This is a genomic window from Pseudogemmobacter sp. W21_MBD1_M6 (assembly GCF_052119585.1).
Taxonomy (GTDB): Bacteria; Pseudomonadota; Alphaproteobacteria; order Rhodobacterales; family Rhodobacteraceae; genus JBGQOJ01.
The window spans coordinates 114,978-135,830 of record NZ_JBGQOJ010000004.1; the positions used below are offsets into that span (position 1 = coordinate 114,978).

The 20,853-nt window shown below is 60.0% G+C and carries 20 protein-coding genes and 1 other RNA gene; 10 read left to right on the forward strand and 11 right to left on the reverse strand.

All coding sequences use genetic code 11. From position 1 onward, the window contains the following. Positions 1-60: 60 nt before the first annotated feature. Positions 61-1,416 (forward strand): oxygen-independent coproporphyrinogen III oxidase, encoded by a 1,356-nt coding sequence (gene hemN, locus ACEN2R_RS07140; RefSeq protein WP_442040661.1) that lies wholly within the window; start codon positions 61-63, stop codon positions 1,414-1,416. On the opposite strand, the gene ACEN2R_RS07145 is transcribed toward hemN, so the two are convergent. From ACEN2R_RS07145 to ACEN2R_RS07165, 5 genes are all read right to left on the reverse strand, one after another. Continuing rightward, entirely contained in the window at positions 1,413-3,014 is a 1,602-nt protein-coding gene (locus tag ACEN2R_RS07145; RefSeq protein WP_442040663.1) for an ABC transporter ATP-binding protein, read from the reverse strand. The genes hemN and ACEN2R_RS07145 overlap by 4 nt on opposite strands. Next, positions 3,011-4,117, reverse strand: coding sequence for an ABC transporter permease (locus ACEN2R_RS07150; protein WP_442040664.1), 1,107 nt, complete (start codon positions 4,115-4,117; stop codon positions 3,011-3,013). Before ACEN2R_RS07150 ends, ACEN2R_RS07145 begins: the two co-directional genes overlap by 4 nt. 1 nt (position 4,118) lies before the next feature. After that, complete coding sequence (locus ACEN2R_RS07155) at positions 4,119-5,201, reverse strand: microcin C ABC transporter permease YejB (protein WP_442040666.1); 1,083 nt, start codon at positions 5,199-5,201, stop codon at positions 4,119-4,121. Positions 5,202-5,219: 18 nt separating this feature from the next. Continuing rightward, positions 5,220-7,124, reverse strand: coding sequence for an extracellular solute-binding protein (locus tag ACEN2R_RS07160; RefSeq protein WP_442040860.1), 1,905 nt, complete (start codon positions 7,122-7,124; stop codon positions 5,220-5,222). Between the two features lie 190 nt (positions 7,125-7,314). Then, a complete protein-coding gene (locus tag ACEN2R_RS07165) occupies positions 7,315-7,827 on the reverse strand; it encodes a c-type cytochrome (RefSeq protein WP_442040668.1) in 513 nt (170 codons plus the stop codon). A gap of 119 nt (positions 7,828-7,946) precedes the next feature. Here ACEN2R_RS07165 and ACEN2R_RS07170 point away from each other — a divergent pair, with 119 nt between their 5' ends. Then, positions 7,947-8,780 carry a prephenate dehydratase gene (locus tag ACEN2R_RS07170; RefSeq protein ID WP_442040670.1) on the forward strand — a complete coding sequence of 278 codons (834 nt, stop codon included), beginning with the start codon at positions 7,947-7,949 and terminating at the stop codon, positions 8,778-8,780. Positions 8,781-8,792: 12 nt separating this feature from the next. Here the strand turns inward: ACEN2R_RS07170 and ACEN2R_RS07175 are convergent, their stop codons facing one another. Next, positions 8,793-9,263, reverse strand: coding sequence for an SRPBCC family protein (locus ACEN2R_RS07175; RefSeq protein WP_442040672.1), 471 nt, complete (start codon positions 9,261-9,263; stop codon positions 8,793-8,795). Positions 9,264-9,302: 39 nt separating this feature from the next. Continuing rightward, positions 9,303-10,268 (reverse strand): NAD(+) diphosphatase, encoded by a 966-nt coding sequence (gene nudC, locus ACEN2R_RS07180; protein WP_442040674.1) that lies wholly within the window; start codon positions 10,266-10,268, stop codon positions 9,303-9,305. Positions 10,269-10,472: 204 nt separating this feature from the next. On the opposite strand from nudC, the gene ACEN2R_RS07185 reads away from it, so the two are divergent. The 3 genes from ACEN2R_RS07185 to ffs all read left to right on the forward strand — a co-directional run bounded on the left by ACEN2R_RS07185 (position 10,473) and on the right by ffs (position 13,736). Beyond that, the gene (locus tag ACEN2R_RS07185; protein WP_442040676.1) at positions 10,473-12,452 is read left to right on the forward strand and encodes a bifunctional 2',3'-cyclic-nucleotide 2'-phosphodiesterase/3'-nucleotidase; all 1,980 of its coding nucleotides are present in this window, start codon (positions 10,473-10,475) and stop codon (positions 12,450-12,452) included. A gap of 95 nt (positions 12,453-12,547) precedes the next feature. After that, the gene (gene rsgA / locus ACEN2R_RS07190; RefSeq protein ID WP_442040678.1) at positions 12,548-13,594 is read left to right on the forward strand and encodes a ribosome small subunit-dependent GTPase A; all 1,047 of its coding nucleotides are present in this window, start codon (positions 12,548-12,550) and stop codon (positions 13,592-13,594) included. A gap of 44 nt (positions 13,595-13,638) precedes the next feature. Next, positions 13,639-13,736: signal recognition particle sRNA small type (ffs, locus tag ACEN2R_RS07195), an RNA gene on the forward strand. A gap of 58 nt (positions 13,737-13,794) precedes the next feature. Here the strand turns inward: ffs and ACEN2R_RS07200 are convergent. Further along, positions 13,795-14,280, reverse strand: a complete 486-nt coding sequence (locus ACEN2R_RS07200) for a protein-tyrosine phosphatase family protein (RefSeq protein ID WP_442040680.1) — start codon at positions 14,278-14,280, stop codon at positions 13,795-13,797. Between the two features lie 82 nt (positions 14,281-14,362). Here ACEN2R_RS07200 and ACEN2R_RS07205 point away from each other — a divergent pair, with 82 nt between their 5' ends. Genes ACEN2R_RS07205 through recR form a run of 3 tightly spaced genes read left to right on the forward strand, consistent with a single transcriptional unit; the run spans position 14,363 to position 17,078 of the window. Then, positions 14,363-16,099, forward strand: a complete 1,737-nt coding sequence (locus tag ACEN2R_RS07205; RefSeq protein ID WP_442040682.1) for a DNA polymerase III subunit gamma/tau — start codon at positions 14,363-14,365, stop codon at positions 16,097-16,099. Positions 16,100-16,109: 10 nt separating this feature from the next. Continuing rightward, positions 16,110-16,463 carry a YbaB/EbfC family nucleoid-associated protein gene (locus tag ACEN2R_RS07210; RefSeq protein WP_442040684.1) on the forward strand — a complete coding sequence of 118 codons (354 nt, stop codon included), beginning with the start codon at positions 16,110-16,112 and terminating at the stop codon, positions 16,461-16,463. Positions 16,464-16,478: 15 nt separating this feature from the next. Continuing rightward, entirely contained in the window at positions 16,479-17,078 is a 600-nt protein-coding gene (recR, locus tag ACEN2R_RS07215; protein WP_442040686.1) for a recombination mediator RecR, read from the forward strand. A gap of 203 nt (positions 17,079-17,281) precedes the next feature. Here recR and ACEN2R_RS07220 read toward each other — a convergent pair whose 3' ends face one another. After that, complete coding sequence (locus ACEN2R_RS07220; RefSeq protein WP_442040688.1) at positions 17,282-18,028, reverse strand: DUF1013 domain-containing protein; 747 nt, start codon at positions 18,026-18,028, stop codon at positions 17,282-17,284. A 122-nt stretch (positions 18,029-18,150) separates the two neighbouring features. Here ACEN2R_RS07220 and ACEN2R_RS07225 point away from each other — a divergent pair, with 122 nt between their 5' ends. Beyond that, complete coding sequence (locus ACEN2R_RS07225; RefSeq protein WP_442040690.1) at positions 18,151-18,792, forward strand: ribonuclease T2 family protein; 642 nt, start codon at positions 18,151-18,153, stop codon at positions 18,790-18,792. A gap of 35 nt (positions 18,793-18,827) precedes the next feature. On the opposite strand, the gene ACEN2R_RS07230 is transcribed toward ACEN2R_RS07225, so the two are convergent. Both ACEN2R_RS07230 and ACEN2R_RS07235 read right to left on the reverse strand, forming a co-directional pair. Beyond that, entirely contained in the window at positions 18,828-19,811 is a 984-nt protein-coding gene (locus tag ACEN2R_RS07230; protein WP_442040692.1) for an NAD(P)H-quinone oxidoreductase, read from the reverse strand. Positions 19,812-19,820: 9 nt separating this feature from the next. Beyond that, complete coding sequence (locus tag ACEN2R_RS07235) at positions 19,821-20,525, reverse strand: COQ9 family protein (protein WP_442040694.1); 705 nt, start codon at positions 20,523-20,525, stop codon at positions 19,821-19,823. Between the two features lie 112 nt (positions 20,526-20,637). Between ACEN2R_RS07235 and rpsU the strand changes: the two genes are divergently transcribed. Next, positions 20,638-20,844, forward strand: a complete 207-nt coding sequence (gene rpsU, locus ACEN2R_RS07240) for a 30S ribosomal protein S21 (RefSeq protein WP_442040696.1) — start codon at positions 20,638-20,640, stop codon at positions 20,842-20,844. The last annotated feature ends 9 nt before the right edge of the window (positions 20,845-20,853 follow it).

Genomic DNA, 20,853 nt, shown 5'->3' on the forward strand with positions numbered 1-20,853 from the left:
TTCTGTTCGCGTTTGATCTGCGTCAAAGCGCAGATGGTTTCCTAGAAAGATACTAGGACAATGAGCACACAATCGCAACTTCGCAAGTTTGGTCTTTTTGACGCAAAGGTTCCTCGCTACACGAGCTACCCGACTGCCCCGCATTTCACCGATCAGGTCGGGCCGTCGCAGACGGAAGAATGGATCGCCGCCATTCCGCCCCGGTCAGAGATTTCCTTGTATATCCACGTTCCGTTCTGCCGAAGGTTGTGCTGGTTTTGCGCCTGCCGCACACAGGGCACAAGTTCTGACGCCCCGGTCAAGGCCTATCTCGAAACCCTGAAAACAGAGATTGCGCAACTAGGGCGACTGTTGCCCGAGGGCATCCGCCTGTCGCATCTGCATTGGGGCGGCGGAACCCCCACCCTGTTGTCGCCCACCATGATCAGCGAACTTTCCAGCGCGATCGCCGACGTGCTGCCATTTGCAGAGTTGGCAGAATTTTCGGTCGAGATCGACCCGAACGAGATCGATGAGCCGCGTCTGGATGCGCTGGCCGCTGCGGGCATGAACCGCGCCAGCATCGGCGTGCAGGATTTCGATTCCGAGATCCAGAAGGTCATCGGCCGCATCCAAAGCTATGAATTGACCAAAGCCGCCGTCGATATGATCCGCGCACGCGGCATTACCAGCCTGAATTGCGATATTCTGTATGGTCTGCCGCACCAGTCCAATATCCGGATCGCCGAAAGCGTGCAAAAACTGCTGTCGCTGTCGCCCGACCGCGTTGCCCTTTACGGCTATGCCCATGTGCCGTGGATGGCCCGCCGCCAGTCGATGATTCCGTCCGAGGCATTGCCAACCCCAGAGGAGCGGCTGGAGCTGTTCGAAACGGCGCGGCACCTGTTCCTGTCGGATAACTACAATGAAATCGGTATCGACCATTTCGCCCTGAAGGACGACGGACTGGACATCGCGCGTCGGAACGGGAAATTGCGCAGGAACTTTCAGGGGTATACCTCGGATGCCTCCGATGTTCTGATCGGCCTTGGGGCCTCGTCCATTTCCCGTTATCCGCAAGGTTTTACGCAGAATGCCAGCGGCACATCGGACTACACCGCGCGGGTGCGGGCCGGAACGACCCCGACGGTTCGCGGGCACGTCTTTTCCGCTGACGATCATTTGCGCGCCCGGATCATCGAGGCATTGATGTGTAATTTCGTTGTCACCACGGCAGAGCTTTGCGACCGTTTCGGCGTGACAGATGTGCAGGTCGCGCAGATGTTCAAAGAGGCCGCGCAGCAATTCGCGGGCATGGTCCGGGTCACGGCGGACCGATTCGAAATTCTGCCAAAGGGGCGCCCCCTGACCCGCATGATCGCCCGCGCCTTTGACGCATACGACCTGTCCAAGGCGGGGCACAGTTCGGCGGTCTAGACCGCCACGGCCCGCAGATCGAATGCTGCCGCCATCAGGGTGCGTGTATAGTCCGTTTGCGGCGCGTCAAAAATGACGTCGCTGCTGGCGGCCTCTACGATATCGCCCTGCTTCATCACTACGACCTTGTGCGACAAGGCGCGCACGACCTTCAGATCATGGCTGATGAACAGATAGGCCAGCCCGTATTTTCGCTGCAATTCCCGCAGCAAATCGACAATTTGCACCTGAACGGTCATGTCCAGCGCGCTTGTCGGCTCGTCCAGCACCACCAGCTTGGGCCGCAGGATCATCGCGCGGGCAATCGCGATTCGCTGGCGCTGCCCGCCGGAAAACTCATGCGGGTAACGGTGCATCAACGCGGGGTCCAACCCTACCTCGACCATTATATCCGACACCATCTGGCGCGGCACTTGCCCCGTCGGCACACCGTGCACGCCCAAACCTTCGGCGATGATTTGCTCGACCGTCATTCGGGGTGAAAGGCTACCGTAAGGGTCTTGGAACACGATCTGCATATCGCGCCGCAGGCTGCGCAACTGCCCCGAGGACCAGCCCTGCACGTCCTGCCCCATGAACACGATCGGTCCCTTGGACGCAATCAACCGCATGATCGCCAGCGCCAGTGTCGTCTTGCCTGATCCGCTTTCGCCGACAATCCCAAGGGTTTCGCCCTGCCGCACCGAAATGCTGGCGGCATTCACCGCCTTCACATGGCCGACGGTGCGCTTCAGAAACCCCTTCTGGATCGGGAACCATATCCGCAGATCGTCCGTGCTGACAATCTCTGTCGCACCTTCGGGCACTGGCCCGGGGCGGCCCGTTGCCTCGGCGCTCAGCAGGGCCTGTGTGTAAGGGTGCTGCGGGTTCGCGAAGATCTCGGCGGTTGCGCCATGCTCGACGATCTCGCCGTCTTTCATCACGCAGACGCGGTCGGCGATCTTGCGGACGATGGCAAGATCGTGGGTGATGAACAAAAGGCTCATGCCTTCGGCCTTTTTCAGGTCCGCCAGCAGGTCAAGAATTTGCGCCTGAATGGTCACGTCCAGCGCCGTTGTCGGCTCGTCCGCGATCAACAGATCGGGCCCGTTGGCCAGTGCCATGGCGATCATCACGCGCTGTCTTTGGCCGCCGGACAATTGATGCGGATAGGCCCCCAGACGCGATTCAGGATCGTGGATGCCAACCTTTTCCAACAGCTCTATGATCCGCACCCGCACTGCGGGGCCAACAAGCCCCTGATGCAGCATGATGCTTTCCGATAGCTGTTTTTCCAGCGTATGCAGCGGGTTAAGGGATGTCATCGGTTCCTGGAAGATAAAGCTGATGTCGTTGCCGCGCACCTTGCGCAGCATCTTGTCGTCCGCGCCGACCATCTGTTGCCCGTCGTAGGTCACAGACCCGCTGACCTCTGCGCTATCCGGCAACAGGGCCACTGTGGACAGCGCGGTCACCGACTTGCCCGATCCGCTTTCACCGACCAGCGCCACGGTTTCGCCGCGCCCGACGGTGAATGACACGCCCTTGACCGCCTCTGTCAGCGCCCCGTCCTGGCGAAAGGACACGCGCAGGTCTTTGACCTCTAGCACCGCACTCATGAGAAGGTCTTTCTGGGGTCGAACGCATCGCGGATCCCCTCGAATATGAACACCAGAAGCGACAGCATGATCGCGAAGGCAAAAAACGCGGTAAAGCCAAGCCAGGGCGCCTGAAGGTTCTGTTTTGCCTGCAAGGTCAGTTCCCCCAGTGACGGGGCCGACGACGGCAGACCAAAGCCAAGAAAATCAAGGCTGGCCAGTGTTCCGATGGTGCCGGTGATGATGAACGGCAGCATGGTCAGCGTCGCGACCATCGCGTTGGGCAGCATGTGGCGGAACATGATCTTTGTGTTCGACACGCCAAGCGCACGGGCGGCCCGCACATATTCAAAGTTCCGCGCGCGCAGGAATTCGGCCCGCACAACACCCACCAGACTGGGCCAGCCGAACAGGGCCGTCAGGAACACCAGCAGCCAGAAACTGCGCCCCAGAATGGCGAAGAGGATGATGATGATGTAAAGCTGCGGTGTCGAGGTCCATATCTCGATGAACCGCTGAAAGATCAGGTCGGTCCAGCCGCCGAAATACCCCTGCACAGCCCCCGCGATGACCCCGATGACAGAGGCGATGCCGGTGACGATCAGCGTGAACAGGATCGACAGGCGGAAACCGTAGATCACCCGCGCCAGCACGTCCCGCGCGGTGTCGTCGGTGCCCAGAAGATGCATGGAATCGGGCGCCGAGGGGGCCGCGCCGCCGATGTCGTTCACGGTATCGTAGGAATAGGGGATAGGGGGCCACAGCAGCCAGCCCCTGATGATAGCCTGCCCGTCCACAACGCCGGTTTCCGCTTGCGCCATGATGCCCTCGGGGTCGTCGAAACACGCCTCCAGCCCGCCGGACCTGATCAGGCATTGCACCTCTATGTCGCGATATATCGCCTCGGTCGGAAAATCTCCGCCAAAGTCCTGTTCGGAATAGAACTTGTGGACAGGCGAATACCATTCGCCCTGATAGCTGACGATGATCGGCTTGTCGTTCGCCAGATACTCGGCAAACAGGGACACGCCGAACAGCAGGCTGAAGATGATCAGGGACCAATAGGCCCGCCCGTTACGGCGGAAATTTCGCCAGCGGCGCTGGTTCAGGGGAGACAGGCGCATCCTATGTCTCCCTCACGTCGAAATCGATCCGCGGATCGACGAACACATACATCAGGTCAGACAGGATACCGACCAGAAGCCCGACCAGACCGAACACAAAAAGCGTGCCGAAAATCACCGGATAATCGCGGGCGACGGCGGCCTCGAACCCCAGACGCCCCAACCCGTCAAGGCTGAAAATCGTCTCGATAATGATCGACGACCCGAAAAAGACGCTGATGAACAGGCCCGGAAATCCGGCGATCACGATCAGCATCGCGTTGCGAAAGATGTGGCCGTAAAGCACCTGTTCTTCAGACAGACCCTTGGCGCGGGCGGTGATGACATATTGCTTCTTAATCTCGTCCAGAAATGAATTCTTGGTCAGCAAGGTCAGCGTCGCAAAGCTGGAGATGGTCGAGGCCAGAACCGGCAGCGTGATGTGCCACAGATAGTCCAGCACCTTGCCCATCGCGGTCATCTGGTCGAACCCGTCCGATGTCAGGCCGCGCGTCGGGAAAATCTTGTAGAATGACCCGCCTGCGAACAGGACCAGCAGCAGGATCGCGAACAAAAAGCCAGGGATCGCATAGGCGATGATAATCACGCCACTGGTCCATGTGTCATAGCTTGACCCGTCACGCACCGCTTTCTTGATGCCCAGCGGAATCGAGATAAGATACGCGATAAGCGTCGACCAAAGCCCAAGGGTGATGGACACCGGCATCTTTTCGATCACCAGATCCACCACGCTGATCGACCGGAAATAACTTTCCCCGAAGTCAAAGCGCATATAGCCCCACATCATATTCAGGAACCGTTCCAGCGGGGGCTTGTCAAAGCCGAACTGCTTTTCCAGATCCGCGATGAATTCGGGCGGCAGACCGCGCGACCCCAGATAACCGCTGTTGTCACCCGCGCTTTCCAGCCCCGCATCAGCACCACCTGCGATGCCTTCGAACACGTCGCCGCCGCCTTCTAGCCGGGCAAGGATCTGTTCGATCGGCCCGCCGGGGACGAATTGGGTCAGGGTGAAGTTGATGATCATGATCCCCAACAAGGTCGGAATGATCAGTAACAATCGCCGGAAGATATACGCGCCCATAAGCTTGTTCTGCTCTTTTTACTTTATCGCTCCGGCGGCTTTCAGTGCCTCGGCTTTTTCAGGGTTATACCACCAGAAATCAAGATTACCCAAGGCATAAGGCGGCAATGGGTCGGGATGGTCGAACACATCCAGATAGGCCACGGTGTGCGTGTTCTTGAACCATTGCGGCACCCAGAATTTCTCTGCCCGCAGCACGCGGTCAAGCGCCCTGACGGATGTTGTCAGCTCCTCTTGGGTTTTTGCCGCCAGAACGATCTCGATCAGCTTGTCCACTGCGGGACTTTTCAGGCCCATCAGATTGAATTCCGACGTGTCGGCGGTGGCGGATCCGAAATACTGTTTCAGCCCGGACCCCGGAACATAGCCCATCGGGAACTGGTTGGTCATGATGTCGAAATCATAGCGGCGCTCGCGGTTCACGGCCTGTGCGTTGTCGACCATGTTGTGCACCGCATCGACACCCAGCCGCCGAAGGTTTTCGACAAAGGGGTTGATCACGCGGTTGAACGTCTGGCTGTCGTTGAGGAAATCCAGCTTCAGCGTCTCGCCCGCCGCATTCCGGCGCAGGCCGTCGTTGCCGACGATCCAACCCGCCTCGTCCAGCAGCGCCGAAGCCTGCCGCAGCAGGGCGCGATCCAACTGCCGCGTTGACGACACAGGTGCCGCAGCGGCAGGCTGGTCCAGAACGCCCGGCGGCAGAATGTCGGCCATCGGTTGCAGAATGGCCAGCTCCTCTGGCGATGGCATACCTTCGGCCGCAAGATAGCTGTTTTCCCAGAACGAATTGATCCGCGCATAGATGCCGTAGAACAGCGTTTCGTTCGACCATTCGAAATTGAACATCATCCCGATCGCTTCGCGCACGCGACGGTCCTGAAAATGCGGTCGGCGCAGGTTGAAGATAAACGATTGCCCCGTCGCCAGCGACCCGTCATTCAATTCGGTCTTTTTGATCCAGCCGTTTTGCACTGCGGGAAAATCATAGCCGGTGGCCCAGTCTTTCGAGGATGCTTCGTTGCGGAAGGTGTAGGCGCCGCCTTTGAACCCCTCGAAGGCGGCGGAATAGTCGGCGTAATATTCAACCCGGATCGTATCGAAGTTGCTGCGGCCCTGCATCATCGGAACATCCTTGCCCCAATAGTTCGGGTTGCGGCGATAAACGAGGGTTTTTCCGACATCCAGACGATCGAGCACATAGGGACCAGAGCCGAGCATCGGTTCCAGCGTGGTGCCTTCGAAATCGAAATTCCGGGCAATGAAATCCGCCTTTGAAAAGATCGGAAGACCGCCAACGGTTTCCGGCAGATCGCGCGTCGGGATGCCGGTTTTAAAGGTAAATTTGATGCGGTGGGGGTCCAGAACCTCGGCCTTGTCCACCTGTTGCGACAGGACCGCGCGGAAACTGGACAGACCCTTGGACAAGAATGTCTCGTAAGAAAACAACGCGTCGTCGGCGGTCAGCGGGCTACCATCGGAAAACGCGGCCTCGGGGCGGATGTTGAAGATCACCCAGGACCGGTCTTCGGGGTATTCCATTGATTCGCAGATCAGGCAGTAATTTGCGCCGATCTCGTCTGCGGGGGCTTCCAGCATCGTTTCGAAAAAGACGCTGGATAATGCGCCGCTGCGCCCCTTGATCGAATAGGGGTGCATCGAGTCAAACCCGCCGAACGCCCAGATCGAAATCTCGCCGCCCTTGGGGGCGTCGGGGTTCACATAGTCGAGGTGTTTAAAGTCCGCCGGATATTTCAATGCGCCGAACGTAGAGATCCCATGTGCCTTGATAACCGTCTCCTGCGCCGCTGCGCCCAGCGCTGTCAGAGCCAGTGCAATCAGGAAAAGCGGAACCGAAATCATCCACCGCAACCGACTTGGCCCCGACATGGTTCGGGGAATGGCAAGCGATAGGGTGCGGGGCATCTGCATCTTCGGCTCCTTGATATTTGTCTTCGGGCAGCCAGCACCACCCGATTTACTATGTCCAGCTAAAAGGCAGGCTGTCCATTGTTCAAGTTGAGTTTCCGTGATCGGGCCAAGACCACCCTGACCCGCAACGAAAAAGGCCGCCCCATTCAAGGGACGGCCCGAATTTTCATCCCGAAAGGATAGATCAGTTCGTCTGGGCAAGATAGGCGATCACATTCGCCCGATCCTCGACCTTCGGCAAACCTGCAAAGCTCATCTTGGTTCCGGGTGCGTAGCTTTTAGGGTTCTCCAGAAACGCGCTCAGTTCCTCTGGCAGCCACTCACCCGACATGCCCGCGAACACAGAGGAGTAGCCAAAGCCGTCGCTGGACGCCTGCGCCCGACCAACCACACCGTTCAGATGCGGACCAACGCCGTCGGACCCGTCCAGTTTATGACAGGCTTTGCACTTGCTGAAGACCTTCTCGCCTGCGGCCGGATCGGCAGCGGCCAGAACAACCGCGAAATCGACAACTTCGACCGGCTCTGTGCTGGCAGCCTCGTCAGTGCCTGTGTCAATCACATAGGCCTGCTCTTCGCCCCCGTGGCCGCCACCGGTATGATAAAGGCTTTCGGCTGCGAGGTTCCCTAGAAGGAACACCAGAAAGGCGCCGCAAAAGCCGCCTACAATCTTTGTCATCGTCATTGTGTCGAACATGTCGCGTTCCGTCTTGTTGAAGATTTGGGACTATGTATCCGCTTCCCCTCTCCTACTTCAAGGTATACTTACCGCGACCAATCGCCCATTTGGGCCCAGATTGCCGGAGAAACGCCAGAATGACGGGACGGATTGCATTTCAGGGAGAGCTTGGGGCCTATTCCCATCAGGCATGCCATGACGCACGACCCGACATGGAACCGATCCCCTGCGCGACATTCGAGGATGTCATAGAAACTGTCCGCAAGGGTGATGCCGATCTTGCGATGCTGCCGGTCGAGAACTCGACCTATGGCCGCGTCGCTGATATTCACCGCCTTTTGCCCGGCTCCGGCCTGCATGTGGTGGACGAGGCATTTGTGCGCGTGCACATCAACCTTCTGGGGGTGCGCGGGGCGCGGCTGGCCGATGTCGAAAGCGCGATGAGCCATACGGTTCTTTTGGGTCAATGCCGTGATTTTCTGCGGAAAAACAACATAAGCGTTGTCACCGGCGCAGATACCGCAGGTTCGGCCCAGTATATCGCACGGCTGGGCGACCCCAAGCAGGCCGCGCTTGCCTCGCCGCTTGCCGGAGAGATCTACGGGCTGGACGTGATCGCCCGCCATATCGAGGACCACGACCGCAACACCACCCGCTTTTTGATCATGTCGAGAGAGCTGGACCTGAAGCGGCGCGGCAGCGGCATGATGAAAACATCGTTCGTGTTTCGGGTCCGCAACATTCCCGCCGCGCTTTACAAAGCGATGGGCGGCTTTGCGACGAATGGCGTCAACATGACGAAACTTGAAAGCTACATGGTGGATGGCTCGTTCACCGCAACCCAGTTTTTCGCCGATATCGAAGGCCATCCCGATGATCGCAATGTTCAGCTTGCCATGGAGGAGCTGGATTATTTCACCACGAATATCGCCCTGTTGGGGGTCTATCCGATCGACCCCGCGCGGCGCTAAGGCATTCTGACGTCAATACAGCAGCGGGTTCAGTTTGCTTTCGACGTCTGCGGCAAAGTCGCCGACGCGTTTGTTGAAACGGCGGTTCAGGTTGGATTTCGCCAGCTTCAACGACTGAACCAGCAACCGCGCCGAAAGCGTCTTTGGAAACAGCTGCAATTCGACGTTCAGGCGGGTGCGCTTTGCGGATAACGCCAACAGCTCGATGCTAAGCGTCCCGCTCAGCCCGTCGGACGTCGAGGTGCAAAAAAGCCGGTTCATCGGATCATACTGCGTCAGTTCAGTCTGCATCTTGCGCATCTTGCCGCGGAACAAAAACCCGATATCCCAGGTCATGCCGGCACCGTTGCGGGCCACAGGGCCGGTGTATTGCACAGACACACCGCGCCTTAGCGCCGTGCGCTCAAAGGCATCGAAATCAGACACAGATGCAAAAACCTGTTCGATCGGGGCTTCGATATCTTCCTTGGTACTGAATTGCATGTTTTGGCCGTTCTTTTCGCGTTGTCAGGGTAATGCTAATCAATCCAGTCGGTCTGCAAGCCAATTCTCCAGAATAAACCGTGCAATAGCTCCCTTACGCGAGGGCAGGATCGTGGGGTGTTGCCCTGCGAACACATCCATCATCTCCTCACGGTTGACCCAAAGCGCATCCTCGATTTCCGAGGGGTCGATGGTGATCTCGTAACCGGTCGCCTCGCCGCGGCAGCCGAACATCAGGCTGGCGGGAAACGGCCATGGCTGCGACGCCAGATAATCGACGCGGCCCACGGTCACGCCGGCCTCCTCGAACACCTCGCGCCGCACGGCGGCCTCTATCGTCTCGCCTGGTTCGATGAAACCGGCCAAAAGCGAATACATCCCGTCGGGCCAACCGGGCGACCGCCCCATAAGCACCGAATTGCCATGGGTGATCAACATGATGACCACAGGGTCGGTGCGCGGAAAATGATGGGTATGGCAGGCGGGGCAGTCACGTTGCCAACCGGCCATGACCACCTCGCTTTTGGCACCACATTTCGCACAGAACCCGTGTGTGTCGTGCCACCCGATGACAGCACGCGCGGTCGCGGCCAGTTCGGCGTCGCGGGGCGACAGACGGGTCATGATACCGCGCAGTTCGGCAAAGCAATTGTCGTTCGGCAGCGAGGGGTGATGCTGCTCGCTCGGGTCCATGAAGGCGCCAAGCGTCTCGGCGTCCTCGTTCGGCTCCCATGCGGATACGTCATAGGCAAACCGGGCGGCGCCATTGTCCAGCCCAAGGAAAACCGGCGCGTCAAAGGCGTGTTCCAGAACGGCATGTCCGATCGGCACAAGGGCAAGTTCGGCACGCGCCTCGCCTGCGACCAAAGGCTTGCCGCGCCACATCACAACCGCGCGGGTCGTCGCGTCGGCCAGCAAGGCGTCAATCTGCCCGGACTTGCCGCGCAACTGGGCCGCCCGGTCCAGACCCGACCCACCAAACGTCACTGTTTCCGCAATCTTCATCCATAGCCTCCTGCCCATTCCAGATCTTTGGCACGGGTTCCGCGCAAGTGCAAACAAGACACAGTTCTGATCTTTGACAACGCCGCGACGCAGATCAACCTATGAGTGCATTGGCAATAAACCGCCGACGTGTAAAATATTGAATGTCATACAAGCGTTATGGTCGCACCCTATTCCCGAAGCCTGATGTCAGGGAGAGAAAAGATGACCGACCTTAACCGCACAATTCTGAACCGGCGCATTTTCCTGGCCGGAACCGCAGCAGGGGCTACCGTGATTGCACTTCACCCGTTTTCGGCCAATGCTGCCGGAACCCAGGCTCATCTTCGGATCATGGAAACGACTGACTTGCACGTCCACGTTTATCCCTACGACTATTATGCCGACAAAGAGGTAGACACCCTGGGCCTTGCCCGCACCGCGTCGATTATCGCTGCGATCCGCGCAGAGGCGACAAATTCCATGCTGATCGACAACGGCGATTTCCTGCAAGGCAACCCGATGGGCGACTACATCGCCTACGAGCGCGGGATGAAAGACGGCGACATGCATCCGGTGATCGCCGCCATGAATACACTGGGGTTCGATGCCTCTACCCTTGGCAACCACGAATTCAACTATGGCATTGATTTCCTGATGAAATCGGTCGCGGGTGCGAATTTTCCGGTCGTTTCGGCCAATGTAGTCACCCAGCAGGGCGCCGCCCCAACCGCCGACAGGACGCTGCTGAAGCCCTATGTCATCCTCCAGAAAACCGTGACTGACGGCACCGGCGCCACGCATAAAATCAAGGTTGGGTTGATCGGCTTTGCCCCGCCGCAAATCGTGAACTGGGACCGCAAGCATCTGGAAGGCAAGGTTCAGACCCGCGACATCGTCGCCACCGCCCGCGCCTATGTGCCCGAGATGAAAGAGGCCGGCGCCGACATTATCATCGCGCTGTCGCATTCCGGCATCGGGGCAGCGCAGGAAACCGACGGCATGGAAAACGCGTCCGTTCCGCTGGCCGCGATCGAGGGGATTGATGCAATTCTGACCGGCCACAGCCACCTTGTGTTCCCAGACCCGAAGTTCGCCGGCTCTGACGTGATCGACCCTGTGAAAGGCACGCTGCACGGCAAACCCGCCGCGATGGGGGGCTTCTGGGGCTCGCATCTTGGCGTGATCGACCTGATGCTGGAATACGACGGCGGCGCGTGGCATGTCGTCAACCACACATCCGAGGCCCGCCCGATTGCACAGCGCAACGATGATCGCAGCATCACGCCACTGGTAACCAGCGAGCAGCCCGTGCTGGACAGCGTCGCCCGCGAACATAAGGACACCCTGTCCTATATCCGCCGCGCCGTCGGCAAGACGGCCAGCCCGCTTTACAGCTATTTCGCGCTGGTCGCCGATGATCCATCGGTGCAGATCGTTTCAATCGCGCAAAGCTGGTATATCGCCGCGATGATGAAAAGCACGGAATACGAAAGCCTGCCCATCCTCTCTGCCGCCGCCCCGTTCAAGGCGGGCGGTCGTGGCGGGCCAGAGTATTACACCGACGTTCCCGCAGGCGACGTGGCGATCAAGAACGTGGCGGATCTGTACCTTTACCCCAACACCATCCGCGCGGTGAAGGTGACCGGCGCGCAGGTAAAGGACTGGCTTGAACGCTCTGCCGGGCTGTTCAACCAGATCGAGGCGGGCAAGGCGGACCAGATCCTGTTGAACCCGGATTTCCCCAGCTACAATTATGACGTGATCGACGGCGTCCGCTACAAGATCGACCTGTCGCAGCCGTCGAAATTCGATGCGAAGGGGGTAGAATTGAACCCCGACGCAAACCGCATTGTCGATCTGACGTTCAATGGCGCCGCGATTGACCCCGCAGCGGAATTCATCGTCGCCACCAACAACTACCGCGCCAGTGGCGGCGGTGACTTTCCCGGTGCAAAGGGCGACACGATCATTTTTGAAGGCCCCGACACCAACCGCGACATCATCGTGCGCTACATCGTAGAGCAAGGCATCATCAACCCGACAGCCGATGCCAACTGGTCCTTTGCCCCCCTGCCCGACACCAGCGTTCTGTTCGACACCGGCCCGAAGGCGGTCGACTATGTGAACGCGGTCGCGGGGGTCAAAATCGAGCCCGCAGGCAATGGGCCCGACGGATTTGCCCGGTTTCGCATTACGCTGTGACCGGGTGCATGTGCGCGTGACCGGCCTGCCCGCTTGTCACGCGCACCGTGCCGCAGTAGGTCTGGCGGGATGAAAACATCGCTGGACACACGATCATGACGCAGCCCCCCCTGACCCTGACAGAGCTTGGCTGGGACGACCACTTTCAGGCGCAGCTGCTTGACGGCGACGCGCCCCCGTGTCGCGTGACCAAGATCCACCGCAGCGCGCTGTCCATCCTCTCCGACGCGGGTGCCGACCGCCTGCGACTGTTCGACCGTGGCACTGCGCAGAACTACGCCGTCGGCGACTGGATCATCCCCGGCGCAGTCGAGGGCGAGCCGCCCCGCATTCTGGACCGCAAGACGATCATCCGCCGCCGCGCTGCGGGGGCCGACCATTCCGCCCAGCTGATCGCGGCGAATATCGACACATTTTTCATCGTGTCGTCCTGTAATGACGACTTCAACATCGCGCGACTGGAACGCTATGTCGCCCTTGCGCGGACCGAGGATGTCGATCCGGTTCTGCTGCTGACCAAGGCGGACAAGACCGATGACGCCGCCACCTACCTTTCCCGCGCGCAGCAGGCGCTGCCGGATGTGCCTATACTGACGATCAACTCCAAATCACCGGATACCGTGGCAATCCTCGCCCCGTGGTGTGGAACGGGGAAAACCGTGGCCTTGGCCGGATCCTCGGGCGTGGGGAAATCGACCCTGACCAACCTTCTGACCGACCGTGACGAGGACACCGCGGAAATCCGCGAGGATGACGCACGTGGCCGCCATACAACCACCGCGCGGTCGATGTTCCGCATGTCCACGGGCGGTTGGCTGATCGACACCCCCGGCATGCGGTCCTTGCGGCTGTATGACGGGCGCGATGGTGTGGACGCCGTGTTCCCCGACATTGCCGCCCTTTCGCTGACCTGCAAATTCAACGACTGCACCCATATGCACGAACCGGGCTGCGCCCTGCGCGCGGCGGTCGAGGCCGGCACAGTGGACCCCGCCCGCCTTGCGCGGTGGCAAAAGCTGGTAAGTGAAGACGACCGCAGCACCGAATCGGCCACATCCACCGCCGAACGCAAAAGGGCAGAGGCGCGCGAAACGGCAAGCCACAAGGCCCGCAAAAAGATGAAACTGAATAAATCCCGCTGATAACCGCCCCTTGATCCATGGCGCATGGCCCGCTATATGATCCTTGAGAGGTTGGCGCGGGCAGGCACCTCGCCAACCTGGTCAGATCCGGAAGGAAGCAGCCATAACGAGCCCCGCTTGGGTCGTTGTCAGCCTCTCACCTACGACCAGAGTGCCCGGCAGTTCTGACAGAACGCGGGATCTGGTCTATCCCAGAAAAATTACCCAAAGCGGTCATGCCCCCAGAACGCCCATTGCCTCTGCGTCTCTGTCTCGACGGCACAGGGTCGTACCGCGCGCAGCCGCACCAGCGCCACAGCAGGCGACTCGCCCGCCTCGATCATCAGCCGCAGCACCGCCATCCCCGACCGCCCGCACCCACCAAAGCAATGCACCAACACGCGCCCGCCATCACGCAAGGCCAAAAGCGCCTGAACCGACACATTCGACCAGTCCAAGGCTGTCTGCCCGTCAGGCACCCCGAAATCCGCAACCGGAAAATGCAGCCATCCTGCCCCCACCTCTGTCGCCACGCCCATAGCACCGACGCGCTCTAACTCGGTCGTTTCGACCATCGTCAACACCAGATCGGGCCGCCAATCCTGCATGCGCAGCAGATCGCCCGCATAGTCGCCCCCCCGTCCGGGGATCGACGACAAGGCCAGATGCCCGCCCCCGACCGCCAGCTCTGCCAACTCAAATTCCATTCCGCCCCCTTATTTCCACAACGACAGTGGACGTCGGCCCCTTGCGCCCTTAAGTTCCACAAAGGATCACACGAGGGTTACAATGTCAGACGCAGCCGACACCGGCTATCAGGTTCTTGCGCGGAAATACCGGCCCGCGACGTTTGCCGATCTGATCGGTCAGGACGCGATGGTCCGCACCCTGAAAAACGCGTTTCAGGCAGACCGCATCGCCCACGCCTTTGTGATGACAGGTATCCGTGGCACGGGTAAAACCACCACCGCGCGGATCATTGCAAAAGGCATGAACTGCACCGGACCGGACGGCACCGGCGGGCCGACCACCGACCCTTGCGGCGTCTGCGACAATTGCATAGCCATCGCCGAAGGCCGCCATGTGGATGTGATGGAAATGGACGCCGCCAGCCGGACCGGCGTCGGCGACATCCGCGAGATCATTGAATCGGTGAACTACCGCGCGGCCTCGGCCCGATACAAAGTCTACATCATCGACGAGGTGCACATGCTGTCCACCAATGCCTTCAACGCCCTGTTGAAGACGCTGGAGGAACCGCCCGCGCATTGTAAATTCATCTTTGCCACGACCGAAATCCGCAAGGTTCCGGTTACGGTTCTATCGCGCTGCCAGCGCTTTGACTTGCGCCGGATCGAGCCCGAGGTGATGATCGCCCACCTCAAATCCATCGCAGCCAAGGAACGCGCCGAAATCGCCGATGACGCCCTGGCCCTGATCACCCGTGCCGCCGAAGGCTCGGTGCGCGACGCAATGTCCCTGATGGATCAGGCAATCGCCCATGGTGCAGGCGAAACCACCGTCGATCAGGTTCGCGCCATGCTGGGCCTTGCCGACCGTGGCCGCATTCTGGACCTGTTCAACCTGATCATGGAAGGCAATGCCGCCGCAGCCCTGTCCGAACTATCGGCGCAATATGCCGACGGCGCAGACCCGATGGCCGTGCTGCGCGATCTGGCAGAGGTGACCCATTGGGTCAGCGTCATCAAGATCACGCCCGAGGCTGCCGCCGATCCAACCGTTGGCCCAGACGAACGCACCCGCGGCATGGAAATGGCACAACGCATACCGATGCGCATCCTGACGCGCATGTGGCAGATGCTGCTGAAGTCGCTCGAAGAACTGGCCATGGCCCCCAACGCCATGATGGCCGCGGAAATGGCGATTATCCGCCTGACGCATGTCGCCGATCTGCCCGCGCCAGAGGATCTGGTGCGCAAGCTGCAAAACATGAACCCGCCCCCGTCCGGCGGCAATGCCCCGGCCCCGGCCCACACCGGCACGCCGCAAGGCACCGTGTCGCATCATCGCGGCGCAGTTCTGTCCAGCGGGGCCGCCACCGCTTTGGCACACCAGCCCGAGGATGCCCTCGCCCGGTTTGCGACCTTCGAACATGTGGTCGATCTGATCCGCACCAACCGCGACGTCAAACTGCTGGTCGAGGTCGAGACGGGCCTGCGCCTTGCGGCCTATGCTCCCGGACGGATCGAATACGTCCCGACCCCGACAGCGACGCCCAGCCTTGCGGCAACCCTTGCGCAACGTCTGCAAAGCTGGACCGGCGCCCGCTGGACAGTCACCGTCGTAAATGACGGCGGCGCCAGAACAATCGCCGAAGAACGCGACAAAGACCGGCTGGAACTGGAGCAAAAAGCGATGGACCACCCGCTGGTTCAGGCCGTCCTGCTCGCCTTTCCAAAGGCCCGCATTACCGAAATCCGAACCCCTGAAGACATCGCCAAAGAGGCAGCCATCGAGGCCCTGCCAGAGGTGGATGACGAATGGGACCCCTTCGAGGACGACTAAGGAGACTGACATGCTTAAAGGACTAGGCGGATTGGGCGGGCTTGGCGATATGGCCAAGATGATGAAAGCCGCGCAGGAAATGCAGGCAAAAATGGCGCAATTGCAGGACGAGATGCACAACATCCTCGTCACCGGCGAAAGCGGCGCGGGCCTGGTCAAGGCGACAGCAACCGCCAAGGGCGAACTGAAGGCGCTGGACATCGACCCGTCGATTTTCGTCGCCAGCGAAAAGGAAGTGGTCGAGGATCTGATCCTTGCCGCGATCAAGGACGCCCAGGGCAAAGCCAGCGACCGCGCCCAGGCTGAAATGGGCAAGATCGCGGAAAGCATGGGCCTGCCAGCCGATATGAAACTTCCCTTCTGATATGCGCGCCCACACTTGAGCAACGCACCCAAAGAGATCGAAACGCTGATCGAGATGATGGCAAAGTTGCCGGGGCTCGGGCCCCGGTCGGCGCGGCGCGCCGTTCTGCATCTGATCAAGAAGCGTGCCTTCCTGATGACCCCTCTTGCGGACGCGATGCACCTTGTCGCCGCCACAGCGCGCGAATGTATCACCTGCGGCAACATCGGGACCGACACGACCTGCGACATCTGCCAGTCCGGAAAACGTGCGACAGGCGAGATCTGCGTCGTCGAAGATGTCGCCGATCTGTGGGCAATGGAGCGGGGCGCGGTGTTCAAGGGGCGATACCATGTGCTGGGCGGCACCCTTTCGGCACTGGACGCCATCGGCCCCGACGAATTGCGCATCCCGAAACTTGTCGCGCGGGTGCAAGACGAGGGCATAACCGAGATCATCCTTGCCCTGAATGCGACGATCGACGGTCAGACCACAGCCCACTACATCGCCGACCAACTGGAAGGCACAGGGGTTCAAGTCACCTCGCTGGCGCAAGGTGTACCCATCGGCGGAGAGCTGGACTATCTTGACGATGGCACAATTTCCGCAGCTCTTCGGGCGCGAAAAACGTTTTAGAAAAGAATGAGTATTTGAACCGAGAAGAATGGCAAAGTTCTTCTTGGATTAAATATCCCCGCGCGAAGCGCAATACCCGAGGCCCCGCGCATTCGGGGACGAGACAAAGACGTGGCGCGGCACGCGCCTCCTGTTGATCCGGTCAAGAAAAAAGCCCCACTGCGGTTGCAGCGGGGCTTTTCTGTTTCGGTAGAATCAGATGATCAATTGTCGTCGTCATCCTCGTCATCGTCGTTATCCGGCAGATTGAAGAAACTGTCTGCATCCACTTTCTTCTCGCGCTCGTCCTCGTAAGAGGAGCCAAGCGTGAACGTCTCCAGCCCGGACATCGAAGAAGGCATCCGGTGCTCTGGGTCCATCCCCAAAGACTGCTCAGTCGAAACCAGCTTACGGCGCTCGTCGTCGGTCATCGCCTCGCCCAGCGCCGCTTTCTTGGCGTTGGCCTTTTGAACAGCGGCGTCCAGTTCGGACTGCTTGCACAGGCCCAGCGCAACGGGATCAATCGGCTGAATGTTCGAGATGTTCCAATGCGTCCGTTCACGGATCGCCTGAATGGTTGGCTTGGTCGTGCCGACCAGCTTGCCCACTTGCCCGTCGCTCAGCTCGGGGTGAAACTTTACCAACCACAGGATGGATGCCGGGCGATCCTGGCGCTTGGACAGCGGCGTATAGCGCGGGCCGCGACGCTTTTCTTCGCCCACGGCGGCGGCGTTATACTTCAGCTTCAGCCTGTAGGACGGATCTTTTTCGCCCTTGTCGATTTCTTCCTGGACAAGCTGGTTGTTCGTAATCGGATCAAAGCCTTTTACACCGGTCGCAACGTCGCCATCGGCGATGCCTTGCACTTCCAGTTCGTGCAAATCGCAGAAATCGGCGATCTGCTGAAAGCTCAATGTCGTATTGTCCACCAGCCAGACGGCGGTCGCTTTTGCCATGATCGGTTTGGCCATTGGGATACTCCTTTAAACATATCTTCCCCGTCGCCTGAAAGGCGGTCCCTGTCGGGACGGGTTCACATTGTCGGGGAACTTGGAATGTATATAGTCCTTTGCACAAAAAGAGGGAAGAGAAAATGCGTATTACCCTGTTTGCCCTTATGGCATTGCTTCTGTCGGCCCGTTTCGCATCGGCCGAGGGAGAGCGGGCGGGCGAGTTTGACTACTACGTCCTATCGCTGTCTTGGTCGCCGACATGGTGCGCCCTGGAGGGAGACGCCCGAGGGTCCGCTCAATGCGATCCGCGCAATGACTTCAGCTGGGTCGTTCATGGCCTGTGGCCGCAGAACGAGCGTGGCTATCCGAGTTATTGCCGCACGACCCAGCGCGATCCATCGCAAGGGCAAACAACAGCCATGGCAGATGTCATGGGGGATCGCGGGGCCGCGTGGTATCAGTGGAAAAAGCATGGCCGTTGCGCAGGGTTGCCCCCCGAGGATTATTTCACGACGGTCCGCCGTGCGCTGGCGGCGGTGACGTTACCGCCAGTTTTTGCGAAGCTCGGCAAAAGCTATAAGCTGCCCGCTTTGGTTGTCGAGGAGGCCTTTTTGCAATCGAATCCGGGCATGACCGCCGATATGGTGACGATCACCTGCGATCGGGGCCGCATCCAGGAGACCCGTATCTGCCTGACAAAGGATCTGCGGCCCCGGTCCTGCGGAGCCGATGTCGTGCGCGACTGCCGGATGAAAGACGCGCTGATGGACGGGGTAAGATAGGCGCGCGCCAATCACTTTCGCATTGGGCCGGGCTGTCAGGTGGTCAGCACGATCTTGCCGATATGATCCGCGCTTTCCAGACGTGAATGTGCCGCCGCCGCGCGGTCCAACGGAAAGGCACTGTCCATGACCGGACCAAGGCGCCCCGCCTCGATCAGGGGCCAGACATTCGTGCGAAGCTGGTCGGCGATCCGCGCCTTTGCCAGATCGGACTGCGGGCGCAGCGTCGATCCGGTGATTGTGAGGCGGCGCATCATCACCTCGGCAAAGTTCAGTTCCACCTTTGGCCCCGTCAGAAACGCGATCTGCACCAGCCGCCCGTCATTGGCCAGTGCTTTGACGTTGCGCGGCAAGTAGCTGCCGCCGACCATATCAAGGATCAGATTCGCGCCGCCTGCGTCTTTTACGATCCCGACATAGTCCTCGGTCTTGTAGTTGATCGCGCGTTCGGCACCCAAGGCCAGGCAGACCGCACATTTTTCATCGGACCCCGCCGTGGTGAACACCCGCGCGCCAAAGACATTTGCCATCTGGATTGCCGTTGTGCCGATGCCCGATGACCCGCCATGCACCAGAAACCGCTCTCCTGCCGTCAGCTCGCCGCGCATAAAGACGTTGGACCAGACGGTGAAATAGGTCTCTGGCAAACAGGCCGCCATTTCCATGCTCATCCCTTTGGGTACGCGCAGGGCGTGGCTGGCCGGCGTGGCGACGTATTCGGCGTATCCCCCGCCCGGCAGCAGGGCGCAGACCGCATCGCCCACCGACCATTCCACAACGCCTTCTCCCACGGCGTAGACCTCGCCCGCGGCCTCAAGTCCCGGCAGGTCACTGGCGGTGGGGGGCGGCGCATAGCTGCCCGCGCGTTGCAGCGCATCGGGGCGGTTCACACCGGCGGCGGCCACCTTGATGACGATCTCGCCATAGCGCGGTTGCGGCACGGGGCGGTCGCACAGGTGCAGAACCTCTGGCCCGCCGGGCTGGGAAATCTCGACGGCACGCATGATCTTCGGGCTCATAGGTTGCTCCTACTTCGGGTTTGTCCATGTGCCGGGCAGATCCGTTCTAGGGGTCTTGGCCGGCGCTTTGACCTTGCCTAACACCCAGGCGGGGCCCGCGAAAAGCTGTTTCAGCAGCGGGCTTTTGGTCATCGCCGCCTTTGCCTTTTCGAACTGCATGACATTGTCGATCCTGCGGTCCAGAAATTCCCATGTTGCCTCTGTCTCGATGCTGTCGTCGCCCAGCCAATACAGCACCGTAGACCCGTAAACCCCCGACAGCGTCGCGCGCTTTGTATACCAGTTGATGTCCTCGGATGTGTCGCCCAGCGTGGTCCATATCGCATCCGCTGTGCCCCATATCAGCTTGGCGCCATCCGCCGCGTGTTGCGGCAGGGCGAACAGGGTGCTGCCACGGCGCACGACCTCTTTGTCGTCGATCGCCTCTATGCGGAAACGGACACCTGCGGCGATACGGTCGCGAAACCGCATCTGGCTTAAATCCTCGGATTGCATACGGTCCACCATCGCCTGATCGCCGCGCAGGTGAAACGCCACCGCCAGATCAACAGCGCCGCGCGGACAGACCGACCGCGCAAGCCCCGCATCCACCCCCGAATCGGCAATCGCGGCGCTGAACGCCGCCTCGCTCCAGCCCTCGAACGGGACATGGGGGATCACAGCATCCAGAAGCGCGGCGCGCAAACTGTCGTAAGTGGCATTTTGGTCAATCATATCAAGCACTCCATCCAGTCGGTTCAGGTAGTAGACAAGCTAGGACAGCTTTGCTATACGGCCACTTCCTGCGACTTATGCAACTTTAACTTAGAGAGGTGGTGAAAACCACATGCAGGTAAGTGTTCGCGATAATAACGTCGATCAGGCCCTTCGGGCTCTGAAGAAGAAATTGCAGCGCGAGGGCGTCTTCCGTGAAATGAAGCTCAAGCAACATTTCGAGAAACCGTCCGTTAAGAAAGCACGCGAGAAAGCCGAAGCAATTCGTCGCTCCCGCAAGCTGGCACGCAAGAAATTGCAGCGCGAAAGCGGCGTATAAGCCGAGTTC

What these genes read in the sequence shown, in the direction of transcription:
- ACEN2R_RS07185 (WP_442040676.1), top strand. Translation starts at nt 10,473, where the DNA reads ATGACCGACCTTAACCGCACAATTCTGAACCGGCGCATTTTCCTGGCC.
- ACEN2R_RS07220 (WP_442040688.1), bottom strand. Translation starts at nt 18,028, where the DNA reads ATGGCCAAACCGATCATGGCAAAAGCGACCGCCGTCTGGCTGGTGGAC.
- ACEN2R_RS07175 (WP_442040672.1), bottom strand. Translation starts at nt 9,263, where the DNA reads ATGCAATTCAGTACCAAGGAAGATATCGAAGCCCCGATCGAACAGGTT.
- ACEN2R_RS07160 (WP_442040860.1), bottom strand. Translation starts at nt 7,124, where the DNA reads ATGCCCCGCACCCTATCGCTTGCCATTCCCCGAACCATGTCGGGGCCA.
- ACEN2R_RS07155 (WP_442040666.1), bottom strand. Translation starts at nt 5,201, where the DNA reads ATGGGCGCGTATATCTTCCGGCGATTGTTACTGATCATTCCGACCTTG.
- ACEN2R_RS07150 (WP_442040664.1), bottom strand. Translation starts at nt 4,117, where the DNA reads ATGCGCCTGTCTCCCCTGAACCAGCGCCGCTGGCGAAATTTCCGCCGT.
- ACEN2R_RS07230 (WP_442040692.1), bottom strand. Translation starts at nt 19,811, where the DNA reads ATGAGCCCGAAGATCATGCGTGCCGTCGAGATTTCCCAGCCCGGCGGG.
- ACEN2R_RS07225 (WP_442040690.1), top strand. Translation starts at nt 18,151, where the DNA reads ATGCGTATTACCCTGTTTGCCCTTATGGCATTGCTTCTGTCGGCCCGT.
- nudC (WP_442040674.1), bottom strand. Translation starts at nt 10,268, where the DNA reads ATGAAGATTGCGGAAACAGTGACGTTTGGTGGGTCGGGTCTGGACCGG.
- ACEN2R_RS07235 (WP_442040694.1), bottom strand. Translation starts at nt 20,525, where the DNA reads ATGATTGACCAAAATGCCACTTACGACAGTTTGCGCGCCGCGCTTCTG.
- ACEN2R_RS07200 (WP_442040680.1), bottom strand. Translation starts at nt 14,280, where the DNA reads ATGGAATTTGAGTTGGCAGAGCTGGCGGTCGGGGGCGGGCATCTGGCC.
- ACEN2R_RS07205 (WP_442040682.1), top strand. Translation starts at nt 14,363, where the DNA reads ATGTCAGACGCAGCCGACACCGGCTATCAGGTTCTTGCGCGGAAATAC.
- hemN (WP_442040661.1), top strand. Translation starts at nt 61, where the DNA reads ATGAGCACACAATCGCAACTTCGCAAGTTTGGTCTTTTTGACGCAAAG.
- rsgA (WP_442040678.1), top strand. Translation starts at nt 12,548, where the DNA reads ATGACGCAGCCCCCCCTGACCCTGACAGAGCTTGGCTGGGACGACCAC.
- ACEN2R_RS07170 (WP_442040670.1), top strand. Translation starts at nt 7,947, where the DNA reads ATGACGGGACGGATTGCATTTCAGGGAGAGCTTGGGGCCTATTCCCAT.
- ACEN2R_RS07145 (WP_442040663.1), bottom strand. Translation starts at nt 3,014, where the DNA reads ATGAGTGCGGTGCTAGAGGTCAAAGACCTGCGCGTGTCCTTTCGCCAG.
- ACEN2R_RS07165 (WP_442040668.1), bottom strand. Translation starts at nt 7,827, where the DNA reads ATGTTCGACACAATGACGATGACAAAGATTGTAGGCGGCTTTTGCGGC.
- rpsU (WP_442040696.1), top strand. Translation starts at nt 20,638, where the DNA reads ATGCAGGTAAGTGTTCGCGATAATAACGTCGATCAGGCCCTTCGGGCT.
- ACEN2R_RS07210 (WP_442040684.1), top strand. Translation starts at nt 16,110, where the DNA reads ATGCTTAAAGGACTAGGCGGATTGGGCGGGCTTGGCGATATGGCCAAG.